Origin of the sequence: Marinomonas sp. MED121, assembly GCF_000153025.1 — a bacterium.
Lineage (GTDB): Bacteria > Pseudomonadota > Gammaproteobacteria > Pseudomonadales > Marinomonadaceae > Marinomonas.
Genome location: NZ_CH672433.1, coordinates 528,791 through 548,860 on the forward strand (window position 1 = coordinate 528,791; position 20,070 = coordinate 548,860).

Genomic DNA, 20,070 nt, shown 5'->3' on the forward strand with positions numbered 1-20,070 from the left:
GAGTAGAAAACCATTACTTCTTTTTAGCCTTGGGCCCCTCGTACTTTTGCTTAAGCTTACTCATTTGACATTGGTAAGCGGCAAAAGAGCGTAAATATGCATAGTCTTCTGATGCTAAACTCGTGTGGTAGATACTGAGGAAGGAAGGTGAGGTAAAAACCTGCTTTACCTTCTTTAGAACAGAATGCAGAGTAACAGTACGCCAACTAGATGCTGCCATACCGGTATCTGCATCTAATGAAACTCTTGCTAATAAGCGCCAACCATTAAAACCTTCAAACTCTACCTGATAGCAAGCGTTTGCGGTTTCAAAACGAGCTTGATTATTGACTATGCTTATCCGACCTTTTTCAGAAGCATAATATCGCCTAAACAAGGTAAAAAGACTGGCTAAAATAGCGAGGGCTAAACTTAATTCGTTATAAAGTTCAGGCACAAGTTTGATATGAGCTGTCAGTACCAAACCCCAACAAAAGCAGAGCCAAGGTACTGAGTCATAAAGAGAGGTGCTAAGCCTTGTAGTTTTCAGGCTGTACACGGTCAAGAATGATCTTAACAATGCGGGCTAAATCAGGGTCACTTGGTACTTCTCTTTGCATAAACCAAACAAACATTTCCTGATCTTCGACTTGAATCAGCTTATAAAAGCGACGCTTATCTTCTTCATCAAGTTTTTCAAACTCTTCTTCTAAAAAAGGTTCAAGCAAGACATCTAGCTCTAACATGCCACGACGACAATGCCATTTAAGACGCTTAAAACCGATAGACTGTTCTGTTTCACTCATTGCTGCACCTCATGCTTAGTTATTAGCATTATAACGTTTGAGCTAACTTAGGAAAACAAAAGAGCCTGCGTAATATCATTAAAGCAAGCAAGAGCACGCTCTTTAGTTCACCGATAAGCTTAGCCTATTTAAAAGTTCGCTAAATCACCACTAAACACAGATTTTCGAATGCTCTTTTTACAACCAGCTTCTAATTCGATCGTACCGCCAAGGCCGTCATCCATTAAAAAACGTAATGGTTTTTTATCTCCTTTACTGGCGCTTGCCTCGCTTTCGACTATCGCGGCATGAAAAGTATCGGCAATTAAATCGACATCATCGTACCTAAGTGGGAAGGCAACATCTGAATTAAACTCGTACATCTGCCCACCACGCTCAAAGCGAATACAATTGAAGCTGTAGATTTCCTTACTTGATGCATCTGGCTCTATTTTTGAGCTCTCTCCTTTTGCATCTAGGTAAGAGACAGGCTCATTTGTCATATTTTTTACATCAATATAAAAAGTCCCACTGCAACCAGCGAGCAGAAAAGCGCTTGTCAGCAAGAATCCCGCTTTATGAAAAAGCATTTGTTTGTCCTTCTAATCTAGATGGCAGATCGCCATGGTAAAGCAGATATTTGAATTTGTAGGCCATGATAAAAAAAAGACACCAGTTTAGCGAGCCCAGCACAGATTTTATTTAAATCTAAAACCCTAGTCGGTCGATTCAGCCTAAGTTTTAGGTGAATGCCGACAAAATGAGAAATCTCATCAAATTTTAAAGAATATCCTTAAATCCCGACTTATGTTTAACGTTTAACCTCACTCATGTGCCGTAATATTTACCCTATCAATTACGGTTTAGGTATTTAGTCTTATGATAAAACTACAGGGTACGCTTACACATTTTGCCAATCCATTGGCCCATAAAGATAATCGCTATAGTGCAGCACAAAAAAGCATCTTAAGTGTGGCTAACTCTGTATCAGCCATAGCCGATATTAAAACTTGGCCCGCTTATAATGAGACACCGCTTCTTTCTCTTGATGAGCTAGCTCAAGCTCAGGGACTTAAGTCCATTTTTTATAAGGATGAATCTCAACGATTTGGCCTAAAAAGCTTTAAAGCGTTGGGGGGGGCTTATGCTGTTGCTCGTCAACTTCAACAAACAATGGCGACAAAACTCGGTACGGAACCGAGCATAGACGCCTTATTAAACGGCAGTTTAAAAGAAGAACTAGCGACGATTACCATTAGTTGTGCGACCGACGGAAACCATGGCCGCTCTGTTGCTTGGGGAGCACAAATGTTTGGTTGTGGCTGCGTCATTTATATTCATAAAGATGTTTCAGAAGGCCGAAAGCAGGCGATGCAGGCCTTTGGAGCAGAAGTAGTACGAATCTCAGGTAACTATGATGAGTCGGTTCGTTTAGCCGACAGTGAAGCCAAGGCACAAGGTCGTATTATCGTTTCAGACACAAGTTATGAAGGTTATATGGAAATCCCTAAAGATGTCGCTTTGGGCTATACCGTCATGCTGTCAGAAATTGTCGAACAACTAGACAATGCCATTCCGAGCCATATTTTCATTCAAGGTGGTGTGGGTGGCCTCGCTTCTGCCGTAACCGGTTATTTCTGGGATTTATGGGGAAGCAAGCGTCCTCGCATTATTATCGTCGAACCAGAACAAGCTAACTGCTTACAACTTAGCGCAAAGGCTGGCAAACCGATTGTAGTCGATGGGGACTTGGAAACCTTGATGGCGGGTCTGGCTTGTGGAGAGGTATCCGCTCTCGCCTGGGAAATTCTCAATAATGGTGCCGATGACTTTTTAACCTTAAGCGAAAATACCATCGCGCCAATGATGCAGTTCTTAGCAAAGGGCAGTGCTGATTTAGCCCCCATTGAAGCCGGTGAATCTGCGGTACCAGGATTAGCCGCAGCCATACTAGCAAACCAAGATACCTCTCTAGCATTGTCCCTAGGACTTAATAAAGATAGCCAAGTGTTGGTCATAGGAACAGAGGGGGCAACTGACCCAGAACTCTATCAGCAACTCGTTCAAGGTTAATCTAAGATATTTGCAAAGAGAATAAAGCTATCGAATCACTTTATTCTCTTTGTTGATAACAGGTACGGACAAACCAGACTTCACCGAATCCATCACCACATTGGTTTCAAAACCACGTACATTGTCATTACTGAAAAATGCTTGTCGTGTAAATTCTTCATACTCTTCCATATCCGCAGCACACACTAATAAAATGAAATCTGCGCTACCCGTCACATAATAACATTGCTGTACCGAAGGATGATCTGCCATGCTCTTTTTAAAGCTATCTAACAGATCCATGCGTTCACGCTCTAAACTCACCTGTACAATTAAACTAATCTGTTTACCAACGGCTTTTGGATCAACAATTGAAACATCTGCACGAATGATACCCTGCTCACGCATTCTTTTAATCCGACGCTGAACCGCTGCTGGCGAAAGCCCAACTTGCTCTGCAATATGATCTGATGTGGTGCGGTTAGACTGCTGCATAATGTCTAAAATATGACGATCAAAGTTATCGACATCTTGCCCAGACTGATGGCCCATAAAAGCTTCTACCTCAAGCGATTCAAATAAACATTAAAATAGCATAGCCTTGAGTCTGAAAGATAACGATTCATTAAGCCTGAATCGGGCTTAGCAACGCAAAAAACACATATAAATATCGATATTTCATTGAAATATATTTGATTATTGATTTTATCTTGGCTTTGTTTAGTATTAATAATTCTTATTCAACCACATGGGCCGTTTTATGAAACCTTTAACCTTAAGCAGGCTTTCAACCCCTTTATTAAGCTTTTTTCTATTAATGCAAACACAGTCATTAATTGCTGAAAGCTTGCCCATAATAGATACCCATATACATTACAGCCACGATACTTGGGATATGCTACCGCCAGAAAAAGCAGTACAAGTACTAAAAGATGCAGGCTTAAAAAAAGCCTTTGTCTCTAGTTCGAGCGATAAAGGAACTCAATTACTCTATCAAGCAGCGCCTGATTTAATTGTGCCAGTCTTAAGGCCTTATCGAAAACGAGGAGAACTCAGTACCTGGTTTAAAGATGAAACGGTAATTGATTTGCTAGAACAAAAATTGGCTCAAAATACCTATGCTGGGATTGGTGAATTTCATATCTTTGGTGATGATGCGAACTTACCTGTCATGCGAGCACTAGTACGACTCGCTGCCCAATATAAAATATTTCTACATGCTCATTCTGATGCTGAAGCGGTAAGAAATTTATTCGCCCAAGACCCTAATGCTCGGATTTTATGGGCCCATTCTGGCTTTGAAAGACCTGAGGTTATTGATGAAATGCTTGCCTCATATCCCAATCTATCAACTGACTTAGCCTTTCGATATGAACACGCCTCTAACGGGACGGTTGAACAAGACTGGTTGAACTTATTTAATAAATATCCACTACGCTTTATGATAGGCACAGATACCTATGCACCTGAACGTTGGTATTATGTGATCGATCATGCTGATTGGTCTAGAGATTGGCTAAATTCACTCCCAGAGACACTGAGAACGAATATTGCCTATAAAAATGCTCATGCTTTAGCTAGCTGGGCTCTAAAAAATAAAGACTATTAGCAAAACAAGCAGTGTGAGACTCAGATGCATTTTCGCTTTTTATTATTCAGTATTAGCTTGATAAGCTCCCATTGCGTTGTTGCAGCAGAGACTTGTGAGCCCATTGATAATGCGTGGATATTACTGACATCTGGCTCCTTTGAGTTAAGCGCTAGAAGTCAGCCTAAAGAGATCAATACCAGTAAGCCCTTTGATCTAATCGTCAATATTTGTCATAACAAACAAGCCTATATTGGTAGTCTAAAATTTGATGCCCAAATGCCAATGCATAAGCACGGCATGAACTATCAAGCGAGCATTACCAACCAAAACAATGGCCAATACTTAATACAAGGCAGTCTATTGCATATGCCAGGTTTATGGCGTTTTAGCTTTACTTTAGATTCTCTTAAACAACCTATTTTTTATCATTATGCCCTACCTTAAACATCACGGTTTCAGTGAGGAACGGCCTCTTATCCAAACCTTACTTTTCTTGACCTTATTAGTGCTAATTTACCCAAGCAATGCCGTTAGTAATGAAAGTACTCACTTAAGTCATAGTGAAATAAATACCATTAGTCGCTTTGGCCCTTGGCCCCTTACCTCTGACAAAGATAAAACCAACAAATATTCTGAAAATGCTTTAGCTCAAACCCTTGGTAAGACTTTGTTTTTTGATTCAAACCTTTCTGCCAAAAAAGGGGTGTCTTGTGCAAGCTGCCACCAGCCTAATCATGCTTTTACAGATCAAATCCCAGTAGCAATAGGTCTCAAGTTAGGTTCGCGTAATACACCTAGTTTATTAAATGTCAGATTCAAACATTGGTATGGCTGGGGAGGCGATATCGACACCCTTTGGGGGGCAAGCATTAGAGCGATTATTAATCCAAAAGAGATGGGGGCTAACACCAAAGATCTGGTCACTTACCTAGAAAAATCCCCTTCTTATCAATCACTCACTGAGTTAGCAGATTGGAAAAACACCTCGTCTGAACAAGGAAAATTGGTTTTAGTGGGCAAAATGCTAGCCGCTTATCAAGAACAGCTTATTTCCCCTCCCAGTGCATTCGATCAATTTAGACAAGCCCTACTTAATAAAAACACCACACAAATGGCGAAGTATGGCCAAGCAGAAAGGCGTGGATTAAAGCTATTTATTGGGAAAGGAAACTGCCACTTTTGTCATATGGGGCCAAACTTTAGTAATGGTGAATTCGGAGATATTGGTATGCCCTACTTTGATCATCAAGGAAAAATAGACAAAGGCAGATATGCAGGCATTAAAAACATTAAATCATCACCCTTCTCTAGCCTAGGCCGCTACAACGATGACAACACAGGTGAAAGTAAGGTATTGGCTCAACATTTGGTACTTAAACATAGAAATTTTGGAGAGTTCATGGTGCCATCCCTTAGAAACATAAAAGCGACAGCTCCTTACATGCATCAAGGCAGCTTGCGCAATTTAGCTCAAGTAATAGAACATTATTCAGAACTAGATGAAGAAAGATTGCATTCTGATGGTGTGGCGATAGTTAAGCCGTTAAAGCTTTCATCAAAAGAGAAGTCTGACTTAAAAGCTTTTTTAGAAAGCTTATAATACCTTAGGTATTTCAAGCTCCATCTCAGCTAAAGCACTCTAACTTAAGTTCTCTAACTAAAGCACTCTAACTAAATCCCTATCAAAACCATTTCCTAACTAAATAAAGCTGGGCTTTAACCACCTACTCTCATTCTCCAGCTCCTTCAAGACGATAAATTTAATCCTAATTTTCCTAGCTATACACAATTTAAGCTTCATATAAGGTTCGATCTCTATTCTGCTCAGCAAGTTAACCTGTAAGGGATTATAAGCCATGAGCAAGCACACCATATTGAACCAAAATAGCCAAGCTAATACTGATCAATGGACTATGTCATTAGCGATGACAAACAGAGCGCCAAAACTTATCAATAAGCTAGGCAGGATAAATAACGATACTCAACCTAATAGAAGCCTAGTGGTTTTACCTAATGATAAACACCGCTCCCAAGTTGAAGATTTTATTAGATGCAATTTCAAAAAACATCATGGGGCTGAACTAAAAACCTTCGCGCCTTTTTTGTTAGCAAATTTCAATCAAGAAAATGAGATAGATGCAGCACTTGGCTACCGACTAGCAGGTGATTCGCCCCTTTTTATAGAAACGTACCTAGAGCAAAATATTGAATCCCTTGTTTCTCATTATCTTGGCCAGAGCGTCTCGCGTAATGCCATCGCTGAAACAGGTAATCTCGCCTCAACCGATGCCTCTAGTTGCAAAGCCCTCTTTGCTGAAGTCACAGAACACCTTCACCAACAAAACCTTGAATGGCTTGTTTCATCCAGTACCAAGGTCGTTCGGGTTTTATATCGACGCTTAGGCATCAAAGCTCACGTTATCCATGATGTCGATAAAACACGTTTAGGTAAAGATCAGCATAGTTGGGGAAGCTACTATGAAAACCAACCCAAAATCACTCTGATTAATATCGAGCAAGCCAAACAATGCTTTCAAGCTTTAAACAGCAAAAACCATGCTGACTATCCACATTAATCTATCAATTTTAAGGTAATCATATGAATTTTTTATTTGAGAAATTACAACAAGCTGCGCGCTCAAACCCTACTGAAACGGCCCTAATTTCTGGCTCTGAGACAGTATCAAATCAACAACTTTTAGAAGCAGTTGATAACCTTTCACAGGCGTTAAAAACTTTTCACTTTAAATGCATTGCGCTTTATATGGATAACTCAATTAATTGGATAATCGCAGATCTTGCCGCGATGAAATTAGGCATTACGCTTATTCCTATCCCTTTATTTTTTAGCCAAGGACAGATACAGCATTTAGTTCAAGATGCAGGTATTGAAGCAGTATTATCTCAGACGAGCCAGCCTCATGCATTTGATATAAAAAACACACTTGAGTTTAAAGGCATCTCACTCTCTTTTTTAAACAATCCAAATAAACCAGATCATAAGCAACTCAAACATGTTGCCAAGATCACCTATACATCAGGTTCAACAGGACAACCTAAAGGGGTTTGCTTATCCTCTCAAAATATTGAAAACATATGCCTCGCATTAGCTGATACATTGTCAAATTTGGGTATCAAGCATCACCTTTGTGTGATGCCTCTAGCTACATTATTAGAAAACATTACAGGGGTCTATTTACCCCTATTTATGGGTAATAGTATACAAGTTGAGCCCTTATCAGAATTAGGCTTTAAACAAAGCTCTCAGTTCAACTCAGAACAATTCGCAGCCTGTATTGAACGCACACAATCTGACAGTTTAATCCTTCTGCCTCAGTTACTTAAGAGCCTAATTCAATTGAAAAAATCCAATCCTGATTGCTTTAATAGCCTTAAATACGTGGCTGTAGGTGGGGGGAAAAGTGCTCAATCTGCTTTAGAGCAAGCTCACTCTTTAGGACTGCCTGTTTATGAAGGCTATGGCTTATCAGAATGTGCCTCATGTGTCAGCCTCAATACCCCAAAATACAATAAGCTAGGTAGTGTTGGTAAAGTGCTATCTCATACCCAAATACGTATTGATAATACAGGTGAGATCATCGTCTCAGGCCAAGCCATGTTAGGTTATTTACACCAAAAAGATTTAAGCCAAGGTCAGCAAAATAATGACATTTATACAGGCGACTTAGGCTATATAGATGAGGAAGGTTACTTATATATTTCTGGCCGCCGAAAAAATCTTTTAGTGAGTAGCTTTGGCCGTAATATAGCGCCAGAGTGGATTGAATCAGAGTTGGTGCACTCAAATGAAATTACTCAGGTTGCGGTCTTTGGCGATGCAAAGCCATTCCTTTCTGCTGTGATTACTCCCGCGTTAAATACGAATGCGTTAGCAGTGCAATCTAGACTAGACCAAATTAATGCAAGCCTGCCTGACTATGCGCAAATCAAAGCCTGGGTAAGCTCTAATGAAGCCTTTTCTACTAAAAATCAATTATTAACAGACAATGGAAGAGTACGCAGAGACTTTATTTTTAATCAATATAAAGAGCAACTTGCTAACTTATATTCTTCATAAGTGATCACCTAATACCCTACCCCTTTCAAACTAGGACTAAAAAGCGCAATAACATCAAGCGAATACTCGTGAGCAGACGACTGAACCTAAGCGCCTAAGCGGTGGATAGCAGTGCCTAGATTTATGGCAAGGGCTTTATCAATCGAGATGTTATTGATAAGGCCCTCAACTTAAAGGAAGGAATTTTAGCGCACGCTAACAGTTTCATTCACAAATTTAAGCTTTGCTTAAGTTAACGTCTTCATACTTGCTGACATCCCATACACAAACAATATAAAGGATTCACAATGCAAGCAGATAGCCTTTTTCAAATGCAAAATAACACTAAAACCCTTACCTCTGACAACCCCTATTTTCTATTGTCTACTGAACAAAATCGGACCATAGAAGCACATCACATGGCTCAAGCCCAACTTGGTTTAGAGGAACAAGGCTGGGCACTTTTTCGTGGTTTTGAACATAATCTAGACATTTTCAACCAGGTGGTTTCAAACTTTTGTCATAAGCTGACGTTTGACCCTGCCAGAAAATTCAGCAGTAATATGAGCCAAAAAGTCGATGCTGGAACCTTGGCAATAGGGCTTCATACAGAAAACGGTAATACACCATTTCCGCCCCATATTGTTGCCTTTTATAGTCAAAAAAGTGCCTTAACAGGATCACAAACCACCCTTTGCGATGGTGTCTCTTTTTATCACTCACTACCTGAGCCTCTGCAAAAACGCTTTAGTTACCCTATCAGCGTGACTCGAACTTTACCGAAGGAGTTATGGCAAACCTATGTGGCAAATGAGCATCCTGAGTTAGCACCAGGCCAAGAGATTAACTTTCATCATCTTCAAGATGTTTTGAATATGGTCCCAGGTCAAAGTGGCAAGCTAAACGCACAGGGCGAACTTGAATACAGTCTAGTTGTGTCTCCGCTACAAATTAAAAACGGGAAAATAGCATTTGCTAATGCGCTTCTAGGCCCTTCTTTTAATTATGAAAAACCCAGCTATCAATTCGCCGACGGCAGCTATGTCAGCCAATCCGAGCTTGATTTATTAGCGGCTTATGCAGAAGAGCACACCTATGAACTTCAATGGCAAGATGGCGACATTATTCTCATTGATAACACACGAATAATGCATGGTAGAAGAGCAATTGAAGGTGACCCTAAGCAACGCAAATTAGTTATCGCTATGGGCAGAAATTAATAAAAAGTTAGCATTAAAGAAGCGTCAAATATAAATGAATTTAATCTGCTTTATAGCGTTTCCTTAAGCTTGGTTTAAGAATCAATTTGCATACTGAACTTAGATTAACAATCAATTTTATAAATAGGTACTCATATGAAAATCGAACATACACATGCCATTATTACTGGTGCCACAGGCGGTATTGGTCAGCGCTTTGCTCAACACCTAGTTGAAAATGGGGCCAGTGTTTTATTAGTAGCAAGGGATACACAAGCGCTAATAGTGCTTAAGCAGCAATTAGTTAACCAATCAGACATCAATGAGGAGCAAGTAAACTTTTTTAGTTGTGATTTAATCGATTCAGAGCAAAGAGCCAGATTAATTACTTATATTGAAAAAATGTCGACTCCTGTTAATACTCTCATCAATGCAGCGGGAGATAATCAGTTTTCTTTTTTAGAGGACATACCTGAACGTAAAATCGAGCAGATTATTAAGCTCAATACCCTCACACCAATTTTACTTAGCAAAGCCTTGTTACCTCATTTAGAAAAACAGCCCCAGGCTCAAATCGTTAATATCGGCTCCACCTTTGGTAGCATAGGCTATCCAGGCTTTAGTAGTTATTGTGCTAGTAAATATGCCCTGAGAGGATTCTCTGAAGCATTAGGTCGAGAGCTATCTCAGACAAATATAAAAGTGAAATACCTGTCACCAAGAGCAACAAATACTCAGTTAAACACAGATAACATTGTTGCCATGAATAAAGAGCTAAATGTAGCGATGGATTCACCTGATGACGTGGCCCAACAATTGTTACACCTACTTAGCAGTGATAAAAGTGAGCTTGCTATCGGCTTACCTGAAAAGATTTTTAGCAAACTTAATCAAGTTATGCCAAGCCTGGTTAGCAAAGCTATTATTAAGCAACTACCTACTATTAGACGCTATGCAGGCCTAGTCTAAAAGCACAAACCTGAGCTTGATAAAGTATTATGTGGTCAAGACTAGCCGTTAGCCTAAAAACCACTTAGCATAACCAAAAACCAATAAAGATTAGGGACTTAGTATGAGAGTTTTACTGGTAGAAGATGATGAGCTTTTAGGGAAAGGGATTAAAAAGTCCCTTACCCGAGAAGGCTATCAAGTAGATTGGTTAATGGATGGAAAACAAGGTTTAGCAGCCCTTAATACAGAGCAGTTTGATTTATTATTGCTAGACCTCAATTTACCTGGAATGGGGGGATTAGACATACTGAGCGCCATTCGCAAGCAGCAGTTAAATACACCTGTCTTAATTCTCACAGCCAATGATAGCTTAGATGACAAAATACAAGGCCTTGATCTTGGGGCAGATGATTACTTACCCAAACCATTTGAAATTGCAGAATTAAAAGCCCGTATGCGTGCCTTAAGTCGACGTCATCATGGTCATAGTGAACCGACTATACAGTTTGGGCGTTTGCACATTAACCCAGCTAGTATGCAAGTCACCTTGGATGGCAAGGACCTAACATTAGGCCGCCGAGAGTTCACTCTTTTGATGGAATTTGTTAATCATCCAGGTCAGATACTCTCCAGAGCAAAACTTGAAGATGTTGTATACGGATGGGATGGAGATGTTGAGTCAAACAGCATAGAGGTGCATATTCATCACTTACGTAAAAAAGTTTACCCTGAATTTATTAAAACTGTTAGAGGAATGGGATACAAGGCAGAAAAACCAGCATGAGAATTTTAGGGTTTAGCCCCGGTAAAAAACAGTACTCAATTCGCCGCTACCTCACACTAAATTTAACTTTCTGGGCGCTGGTAATGACCAGCATTCCGGCCCTCGTTGTATATTATGAAGCGGCCCATGAAATAGAAGAGATTTTTGATGCAAACTTAGCCCAATCAAGCCGAGTACTACATGGTGTCATCACTCGAGAAACCATAGATAACAAACAAAATATTCTCGCGAGCTTAGATCTAAAGAATGTAAAAGGTTCTAGGGACTCCCATGAGTATGAACGTAAACTAGCCTTTCAAATATGGCAAAATGACAAGCTTATATTTAATTCACCTTATGCACCTAACACTCCCCTTTCTGCCCTTAGCGAAGGTTTCAGTACCACACAGATTGAAGGTGAACAATGGCGCACTTATACCCTTTACTCTAGCCAAGACAAATGGTGGTTAGTTGGCGCAGAAGAAACAGAAGTTCGCCAAGAATTAGTTAAAGAAATAGCCCAAAGCAATATTATACCTATCGTTATTTTCGTTCCTATTCTCATTGTTTTTGTTTGGTTCATTACTAAACGAGGCCTAATGCCATTAAACACCTTAAGCGAAACGGTCAAAAAACGAAATTATCGTAATTTAGAAAAACTTGAAGATGATAAAGCGCCAATAGAAGTCAATGAGCTCTTATTAGAGCTAAATAGTCTGTTTGACCGTTTAGATGAGGCTCACCATAGGGAAAGGCGTTTTGTGGGTGATGCTGCCCATGAATTAAGAACACCCCTTGCCTCTTTGCTCATCCATGCTGAAAACGCCATTGATGAAAGTATTTTCGATGACAGTCTAAATATTGATCAACAAAAACACGCTCAAGCAGAGCTCCAGACTAGCCTTTATAGCATGAAGAAAGGCATTTCCAGAATGACTCACCTTGTGAATCAACTTCTGGCTTTAAGTCGAACAGAAGGTCAACTAGACAAGAGTCAATTTGAAACAACGGATATCACTCAACTTTGCTATCAAGCAGCCAAGTTAGAAGAGCTAAAATTGGATCAAAAGCAACAGCAGCTTACCCTAGATATCAGTGAGCAGGTGATCAACTTAAAAATCAACTCACCTCTTATGCAAAGCCTGCTACGAAATATTATTGATAATGCTATCCGCTACACACCTCAGGCAGGAAAAATAAAACTTAGTTGCCAAGCAGATCACATTAATCAAAAAGCCATTATGAGTATTGCTGATTCTGGCCCTGGAGTTGAGCCCGAACTTAGAAGTCGTATTAAAGAACGTTTTTATCGAGTGGTTGGTTCTGGCCAACAGGGTTCTGGATTAGGTCTGTCCATTGTTGATAAAATCGTACAAATTCACGATGCTAATTGGCACTTAGATGAATCCGAGTGGGGCGGCCTTCTCATTCAGTTTGAATTCCCTCTCACTAAAACAAGATAAGGCTTTATTCAAACATGAGAGATGCAGTGGTTTTATGTTTTATTAGACTAAAGCCACTGCCAAACAATGGCATTTAATGATTTAGCTTAATAGGAAGGCTTTTGCTTTTTGGTACTTTTCACACCGCTTAAGGTCCTTTTCGGTGACCGTATCAAGACGAGACAAATCCATATTATCCTCAAGATCCGCTAACTTCACTTTACGCGCTAAAGAGTTAGCTTTAACTTTTATCAAGTAATCTTGATAACTCATAGTGTTGCCCTTTGCATCAGCTTCTTTCGTTAACGCCTGTACAGCATCAACAACCTCTGAGCTGATACCTTCATCAAGCAGATTTTTTGCAGTATAAGCCGAGTCCTCAAGCACATCATGTAAGATGGCAACAACACGCTCTCTATCATTTAGCATTTTTCCCATAATACGAAGTGGGTGCAGAATATAAGTAACACCCGCTTTATCTAACTGGCCTTTATGAGCCTTTAAGGCAATCGCTAACGCCGTTTCAATTTGAGACATGAATTAACCTAATTCTTTAGAGACCAATAATTAATTGGATTGATTATGTGCTAATCAGATAGAAGCTAAACACTAATCTGGAGAAAACTGAGATGCTTTTTTCATTTGAGTATAAGTATACGGTAAATACTGACTATAAATTTTATCCAAACTACCGTCATGAATCATTTCTATCAAGGTATTATCAAAAGCATCCGCGAGTTTTGCATTATTCGGACTAAAGCCTAAGTAATACTGTTCAGATGTCACCATAGGGTTGAGAGGCCTTACGTTTGCACCGACGCTTGCCGCCATACTTAACGCTGTCGAAGTATCTGAAAGCGCATAGTCAAAGCGCTTATTTTTTAACATGGTAAACATATTTTCTTCATTGTCTGTTTCTTCCACTTCCCAGTCACGCTCCTGAGCAATTTTAGCGTAGCTAGTATACCCCCTAGGTATTCCGATCAATTTCCCTTTTAGCTTTTGGGCAGAGTAAAGCTCCAACTCAAAGTCATCACGAACATAAATCGCTAATTGGTTAAAACTAATAGGCAGCTTACCTGTAACAATGGGCTTATTATAAATACTCGTATCTATAACAGCATCGAAATCATTCGTCTTAACCAGCCATAAACAGCGTTTCCAAGGCAGTACTTCAAGATGATATTCAAGACCTAAGCGTTTAAATGACTCGATAATAAGTTCAACAGAGTAACCACTTACTAACTTAGAGTCTTCTACTATAGTTGAAGGTGGAAAACTTGAACCACATATTTTAAGCGGTTTAGCATTAACTAATTGAGGTAAGATAAAAAGCCATAACAGAAAAACGTACTTCACTCATGCCGCCCATTAATGAATTGAGATTCATTCTTTATAGAATGACTCAAGCAACAAAGCTACCATTAAGGACAATTGAGCAAATAAAGTTACCCTAAAAACCAACAAGTCACCTGCTAATTTCGAGGGAAATGTTACCCATCCTAGGGTAATTAGCTTATTAGAAAACGCTACGACTGAACGCTATTATTTTTCGGGGATTGGCTTCTTTTTCAGGCAAAAGTAGCGTCTATTTATAATTATTATGAGCGTCTAACGCCTCAAACACCGGTTTGGTGAAGATGGCGGTTTTTTTGCGCACGCAAAAAAGATGACAACTTTACCAAATCCGCGTGCTTTGGTAATCCCCCCATTTTTAATGGAGTTCAGGTGTAGACTTTAAAGTTTGCGTTAAACGCCTTTTTTGTATCGGTGTAATGCCACCAATGCCCATGTTAGGTCGCTCGTTATTGTAAGTCCATAACCAGTGCGTTGCTTTATCTTGAAGCGCTTTAATATCTTCGTACAAGTAATGACTCAGCCAATCATATCTCACTGTACGGTTAAATCGCTCTATGTAAGCGTTTTGCTGTGGTTTGCCCGGTTGGATAAAACTGAGCTCAATGCTGTTTTCTTGTGCCCAACTTGCCAATTTATCACTGATATACTCAGGGCCATTATCACACCGTATCGCTTTAGGTTTACCTCGCCACTCAATAATCTGATTGAGTGAGCGTATGACACGTTCTGCCGGTAAGGATAGGTCGGCATCAATCGTTAGCCCTTCTCGATTAAAGTCATCAATCACGTTAAACAAACGGCAACGTCGACCATCTGAAAGTTGATCATGCATAAAATCCATTGACCAACATTCATTGATTTGTTCTGGTACCGCTAAGGGCTCAGGCTTTTCACGAACTAAGCGTTTATGAGGTTTGATGCGCATGTTGAGCTGTAGCTCACGATAAATACGGTAAACACGCTTATGGTTCCATGGATAACCACAGACATTTCTGAAGTAGAGAAAACATAGCCCAAAGCCCCAGTTACGCTGATTTTGGGTCAGCCCGATTAATTGCTCAGCAATCAACTGATTCTCATCATTAAGTTTAGGCTGATAACGGTAGCAGGTCTCGCTGATCTTAAACGTCCGACAGGCAGATGCAATACTGAGGTGATAAGTCACCACAGCCTGTTTGGCCATCGGCTTACGGTCAGCAGCCTTCACCACTTTTTTGCCATGGCTTCCTGTATGATCTCTGCCTTGAGTTTTTCTTCGGCATACATCTTTTTAAGACGACGGTTTTCTTCTTCGAGTTCTTTCATTCGAGTGATTAAAGAGGCATCCATACCACCGTACTTGGCTCGCCATTTATAAAAGGTCGAATTACCAATGCCATGCTCGCGACACAGCTCCGCCACCGGCACACCTGCCTCGGCTTGGTTTAAGATGCCCATGATTTGACTGTCTGAATAGGTTTTATTTTTCATCGTGATCTCCTAGTAATTAGCTTATTAGAAAACTCTACGACTGACCTCTATTATTTTTCGGGGGGATTACCCTCCCACACTGCCATTGGCGATGCCTCTTTTTACTACTGTATTTGGGTTAGGAAGCGGGATGGGATCATCAATGACGTTATGATTATCAAGAAAACTCTCTCATTAATATCCTAGGGGCTTGCCTATACTAAATTTCAAAACCGAATTAAATTAATGAGTTATAAAAAATGTTTTGATAAATTTTAGGCAAAAAAAAGCCTGATCATAGATCAGGCTTTTCGTATTTTAATCTTGATAACGACCTACTCTCACATGGGAACTCCCACACTACCATCGGCGATGCCACTTTTCACTGCTGAGTTCGGGATGGGATCAGGTGGTTCAATGACTCTATGATTATCAAGAAATTCTGTTTGAGATGTTTGAGTCTTAGTGTCTCTTTAGACGGCTCATTCATACTCGAATTTGCTTATGCTTTAACAATACTTTTTGAATAGTCTTCTCTTTATTAGAGAAGTTAACGATAACCAAGCCTCAAACCAGCTTGCGATGTCTTACCATCTTCTTAAATCGTAATATAACGCTAAACCATTTTGGCGTTATATGGTCAAGCCTCACGAGCAATTAGTACAGGTTAGCTCAATGCCTCACAGCACTTACACACCCTGCCTATCAACGTCGTAGTCTTCAACGGCTCTTTAGGGAACTTAAAGTTCCAGTGAGATCTCATCTTGAGGGAGGCTTCCCGCTTAGATGCTTTCAGCGGTTATCCCGTCCGAACGTAGCTACCCGGCAATGCCACTGGCGTGACAACCGGAACACCAGAGGTTCGTCCACTCCGGTCCTCTCGTACTAGGAGCAGCTCCTCTCAAATCTCAAACGTCCACGGCAGATAGGGACCGAACTGTCTCACGACGTTCTAAACCCAGCTCGCGTACCACTTTAAATGGCGAACAGCCATACCCTTGGGACCGGCTTCAGCCCCAGGATGTGATGAGCCGACATCGAGGTGCCAAACACCGCCGTCGATGTGAACTCTTGGGCGGTATCAGCCTGTTATCCCCGGAGTACCTTTTATCCGTTGAGCGATGGCCCTTCCATACAGAACCACCGGATCACTAAGACCTACTTTCGTACCTGCTCGACGTGTCTGTCTCGCAGTTAAGCGCGCTTTTGCCTTTACACTCTTCGCATGATTTCCGACCATGCTGAGCACACCTTCGTGCTCCTCCGTTACTCTTTGGGAGGAGACCGCCCCAGTCAAACTACCCACCACACAGTGTCCTCGATCCCGATTAGGGACCTGAGTTAGAACCTCAAACATACCAGGGTGGTATTTCAAGAGTGGCTCCACCCGAACTAGCGTCCGGGTTTCAAAGCCTCCCACCTATCCTACACAAGTAGGCTCAAAGTTCACTGTGAAGCTATAGTAAAGGTTCACGGGGTCTTTCCGTCTAGCCGCGGATACACAGCATCTTCACTGCGATTTCAATTTCACTGAGTCTCTGGTGGAGACAGTGTGGCCATCGTTACGCCATTCGTGCAGGTCGGAACTTACCCGACAAGGAATTTCGCTACCTTAGGACCGTTATAGTTACGGCCGCCGTTTACTTGGGCTTCGATCAAGAGCTTCGCCTAAGCTAACCCCATCAATTAACCTTCAAGCACCGGGCAGGCGTCACACCCTATACGTCCACTTTCGTGTTTGCAGAGTGCTGTGTTTTTAATAAACAGTCGCAGCCACCTGGTATCTTCGACCAATCTCAGCTTAAGCAGCAAGTGCCATCACCAAAATCGGCGTACCTTCTCCCGAAGTTACGGTACCATTTTGCCTAGTTCCTTCACCAGAGTTCTCTCAAGCGCCTTGGTATTCTCTACCTGACCACCTGTGTCGGTTTGGGGTACGGTTCCCATATATCTGAAGCTTAGAAGTTTTTCCTGGAAGCATGGCATCAACCACTTCACCCAAAAGAGGGCTCGTCATCAGTTCTCGGCCTTAAAGGCAACCCGGATTTACCTAAGTCACCAGCCTACCGCCTTAAACACAGACAACCATCGCTGTGCTGGCCTAGCCTTCTCCGTCTCTCCATCGCAATATATGCAAGTACAGGAATATTAACCTGTTTCCCATCGACTACGCATTTCTGCCTCGCCTTAGGGGCCGACTCACCCTGCCCTGATTAACATGGGACAGGAAACCTTGGTCTTCCGGCGGGGGAGTTTTTCACTCCCCTTATCGTTACTCATGTCAACATTCGCACTTCTGATACCTCCAGCCTGCCTTACAGCTTGACCTTCAACGGCTTACAGAACGCTCCTCTACCATGCCTAGTAAACTAAGCATCCGTAGCTTCGGTGTACAGTTTAGCCCCGTTATATCTTCCGCGCAGGCCGACTCGACTAGTGAGCTATTACGCTTTCTTTAAAGGATGGCTGCTTCTAAGCCAACCTCCTAGCTGTCTAAGCCTTCCCACATCGTTTCCCACTTAACTGTAACTTTGGGACCTTAGCTGACGGTCTGGGTTGTTTCCCTTTCCACGACGGACGTTAGCACCCGCCGTGTGTCTCCCGTAATTGCACTCATTGGTATTCGGAGTTTGCATGGGGTTGGTAAGTCGGGATGACCCCCTAGCCCAAACAGTGCTCTACCCCCAATGGTGAGATACGAGGCGCTACCTAAATAGCTTTCGAGGAGAACCAGCTATCTCCGAGCTTGATTAGCCTTTCACTCCTATCCACAAGTCATCCCCGCATTTTTCAACATACGTGGGTTCGGTCCTCCAGTTAGTGTTACCCAACCTTCAACCTGCCCATGGATAGATCGCCCGGTTTCGGGTCTATTCCCAGCAACTATACGCCCTATTAAGACTCGGTTTCCCTACGGCTCCTCTATTCGATTAACCTTGCTACTGAAAATAAGTCGTTGACCCATTATACAAAAGGTACGCAGTCACGGAACAAGTCCGCTCCCACTGCTTGTACGTACACGGTTTCAGGATCTATTTCACTCCCCTCACAGGGGTTCTTTTCGCCTTTCCCTCACGGTACTGGTTCACTATCGGTCAGTCAGGAGTATTTAGCCTTGGAGGATGGTCCCCCCATATTCAGACAGGATACCACGTGTCCCGTCCTACTCGTTTTCATTAAAAGGGCATTTTCGTATACGAGGCTTTCACTCTCTACGGCGGCACTTTCCAGAGCCTTCTACTAACACCAATCTAACTTAAGGGCTAATCCCCGTTCGCTCGCCGCTACTTAGGGAATCTCGGTTGATTTCTTTTCCTCCGGGTACTTAGATGTTTCAGTTCCCCGGGTTCGCCTCGTATGGCTATGTATTCACCATACGATACCCGCAAGCGGGTGGGTTTCCCCATTCGGACATCTCGGGATTAACGCTTGTTTATCAACTCCCCCGAGCTTTTCGCAGATTACCACGTCCTTCATCGCCTCTGACTGCCAAGGCATCCACCGTGCACGCTTGGTCACTTGACCATATAACCCAAAAGGGTCTATATACCAACGAGCTTTTGTCTCTCGCTGGATTTACGATTTGAAAATCACTCTAGGTTAAAGAGTGTTTCCACCGGTTTGACGCTTGATTATCGTCTTTGAAACACAAAAATAAGATCATATAAATACAATCAGATTCTGTGTTTCGATCTATTCAAAAAGTTAAATTGTTAAAGAGCAATTAGCGCAAAGCGCTAAGTCAGACACTGTTTTATCAATTAATAGTTAATTGAACAGTAACTTGCTTAGCGTTTTCTGCTTCGACTTTAAAAAGCCTGTCTTAAAAAGAGTTACCAGATAATTTGTGTGAACACTCACCAGAGCTTCATATCGTTTAAGGAGGTGATCCAGCCCCAGGTTCCCCTAGGGCTACCTTGTTACGACTTCACCCCAGTCATTGACCACTCCGTGGTAACCGCCCTCCCCGAAGGGTTAAGCTAGCTACTTCTGGAGCAATCAACTCCCATGGTGTGACGGGCGGTGTGTACAAGGCCCGGGAACGTATTCACCGTGACATTCTGATTCACGATTACTAGCGATTCCGACTTCATGGAGTCGAGTTGCAGACTCCAATCCGGACTACGACGCACTTTATGGGATTCGCTTACTCTCGCAAGTTCGCAGCCCTCTGTATGCGCCATTGTAGCACGTGTGTAGCCCTACTCGTAAGGGCCATGATGACTTGACGTCGTCCCCACCTTCCTCCGGTTTGTCACCGGCAGTCTCCTTAAAGTTCCCGACATTACTCGCTGGCAAATAAGGACAAGGGTTGCGCTCGTTACGGGACTTAACCCAACATTTCACAACACGAGCTGACGACAGCCATGCAGCACCTGTCTCATAGTTCCCGAAGGCACTAAGGCATCTCTGCCAAATTCTATGGATGTCAAGAGTAGGTAA

The 20,070-nt window shown here is 41.8% G+C and carries 17 protein-coding genes and 3 rRNA genes; 10 read left to right on the plus strand and 10 right to left on the minus strand.

The genetic code is table 11. The features are described 5' to 3' along the window. Positions 1-13: 13 nt before the first annotated feature. From MED121_RS20925 to MED121_RS20935, 3 genes are all read right to left on the minus strand, one after another. Positions 14-538 carry a hypothetical protein gene (locus MED121_RS20925; protein WP_131471011.1) on the minus strand — a complete coding sequence of 175 codons (525 nt, stop codon included), beginning with the start codon at positions 536-538 and terminating at the stop codon, positions 14-16. Then, complete coding sequence (locus MED121_RS20930) at positions 510-785, minus strand: succinate dehydrogenase assembly factor 2 (protein ID WP_009835783.1); 276 nt, start codon at positions 783-785, stop codon at positions 510-512. Before MED121_RS20930 ends, MED121_RS20925 begins: the two co-directional genes overlap by 29 nt. Positions 786-913: 128 nt before the next feature. Beyond that, on the minus strand, positions 914-1,354 hold the full coding sequence (locus tag MED121_RS20935; protein ID WP_009835784.1) for a hypothetical protein: 441 nt from the start codon (positions 1,352-1,354) through the stop codon (positions 914-916). A gap of 289 nt (positions 1,355-1,643) precedes the next feature. On the opposite strand from MED121_RS20935, the gene MED121_RS20940 reads away from it, so the two are divergent. Beyond that, positions 1,644-2,837 (plus strand): diaminopropionate ammonia-lyase, encoded by a 1,194-nt coding sequence (locus tag MED121_RS20940; RefSeq protein ID WP_009835785.1) that lies wholly within the window; start codon positions 1,644-1,646, stop codon positions 2,835-2,837. A gap of 27 nt (positions 2,838-2,864) precedes the next feature. On the opposite strand, the gene MED121_RS20945 is transcribed toward MED121_RS20940, so the two are convergent. After that, positions 2,865-3,368 (minus strand): Lrp/AsnC family transcriptional regulator, encoded by a 504-nt coding sequence (locus tag MED121_RS20945; protein WP_009835786.1) that lies wholly within the window; start codon positions 3,366-3,368, stop codon positions 2,865-2,867. A 208-nt stretch (positions 3,369-3,576) separates the two neighbouring features. On the opposite strand from MED121_RS20945, the gene MED121_RS20950 reads away from it, so the two are divergent. From MED121_RS20950 to MED121_RS20990, 9 genes are all read left to right on the plus strand, one after another. Continuing rightward, positions 3,577-4,425 carry an amidohydrolase gene (locus MED121_RS20950; protein ID WP_207382844.1) on the plus strand — a complete coding sequence of 283 codons (849 nt, stop codon included), beginning with the start codon at positions 3,577-3,579 and terminating at the stop codon, positions 4,423-4,425. A gap of 24 nt (positions 4,426-4,449) precedes the next feature. Further along, on the plus strand, positions 4,450-4,851 hold the full coding sequence (locus MED121_RS20955) for a hypothetical protein (protein WP_009835788.1): 402 nt from the start codon (positions 4,450-4,452) through the stop codon (positions 4,849-4,851). Next, positions 4,838-6,007, plus strand: coding sequence for a cytochrome c peroxidase (locus tag MED121_RS20960; RefSeq protein ID WP_009835789.1), 1,170 nt, complete (start codon positions 4,838-4,840; stop codon positions 6,005-6,007). The genes MED121_RS20955 and MED121_RS20960 overlap by 14 nt, the downstream gene beginning before the upstream one ends. A gap of 256 nt (positions 6,008-6,263) precedes the next feature. Next, positions 6,264-6,983 (plus strand): thermostable hemolysin, encoded by a 720-nt coding sequence (locus MED121_RS20965; RefSeq protein ID WP_009835791.1) that lies wholly within the window; start codon positions 6,264-6,266, stop codon positions 6,981-6,983. 23 nt (positions 6,984-7,006) lie between these two features. Continuing rightward, positions 7,007-8,485, plus strand: coding sequence for an AMP-binding protein (locus MED121_RS20970; protein ID WP_009835792.1), 1,479 nt, complete (start codon positions 7,007-7,009; stop codon positions 8,483-8,485). A gap of 287 nt (positions 8,486-8,772) precedes the next feature. Beyond that, entirely contained in the window at positions 8,773-9,684 is a 912-nt protein-coding gene (locus MED121_RS20975; RefSeq protein ID WP_009835793.1) for a TauD/TfdA family dioxygenase, read from the plus strand. A gap of 135 nt (positions 9,685-9,819) precedes the next feature. Next, positions 9,820-10,632, plus strand: a complete 813-nt coding sequence (locus MED121_RS20980; RefSeq protein ID WP_009835794.1) for an SDR family oxidoreductase — start codon at positions 9,820-9,822, stop codon at positions 10,630-10,632. 103 nt (positions 10,633-10,735) lie between these two features. After that, a complete protein-coding gene (locus MED121_RS20985; protein ID WP_009835795.1) occupies positions 10,736-11,398 on the plus strand; it encodes a response regulator transcription factor in 663 nt (220 codons plus the stop codon). Positions 11,399-11,481: 83 nt separating this feature from the next. Then, positions 11,482-12,840 carry an ATP-binding protein gene (locus tag MED121_RS20990; RefSeq protein ID WP_165474634.1) on the plus strand — a complete coding sequence of 453 codons (1,359 nt, stop codon included), beginning with the start codon at positions 11,482-11,484 and terminating at the stop codon, positions 12,838-12,840. 81 nt (positions 12,841-12,921) lie between these two features. On the opposite strand, the gene MED121_RS20995 is transcribed toward MED121_RS20990, so the two are convergent. The 6 genes from MED121_RS20995 to MED121_RS21025 form a co-directional block, all read right to left on the minus strand. Further along, positions 12,922-13,356 (minus strand): hypothetical protein, encoded by a 435-nt coding sequence (locus MED121_RS20995; protein ID WP_009835797.1) that lies wholly within the window; start codon positions 13,354-13,356, stop codon positions 12,922-12,924. A 72-nt stretch (positions 13,357-13,428) separates the two neighbouring features. Then, on the minus strand, positions 13,429-14,178 hold the full coding sequence (locus MED121_RS21000; RefSeq protein ID WP_009835798.1) for a transporter substrate-binding domain-containing protein: 750 nt from the start codon (positions 14,176-14,178) through the stop codon (positions 13,429-13,431). 355 nt (positions 14,179-14,533) lie between these two features. Continuing rightward, positions 14,534-15,648 (minus strand): IS3 family transposase gene (locus MED121_RS21005; RefSeq protein ID WP_085987767.1). Its coding sequence is split into 2 segments (ribosomal slippage): positions 14,534-15,396 and positions 15,396-15,648, totalling 1,116 coding nucleotides; the frame shifts between segments, so codons are not numbered across the junction. A gap of 301 nt (positions 15,649-15,949) precedes the next feature. Continuing rightward, positions 15,950-16,064: ribosomal RNA gene (gene rrf, locus MED121_RS21015) — 5S ribosomal RNA — on the minus strand. 199 nt (positions 16,065-16,263) lie between these two features. Then, positions 16,264-19,152, minus strand: a 23S ribosomal RNA gene (locus MED121_RS21020). 353 nt (positions 19,153-19,505) lie between these two features. Next, a 16S ribosomal RNA gene (locus MED121_RS21025) occupies positions 19,506-20,070 on the minus strand; the annotation flags it as partial.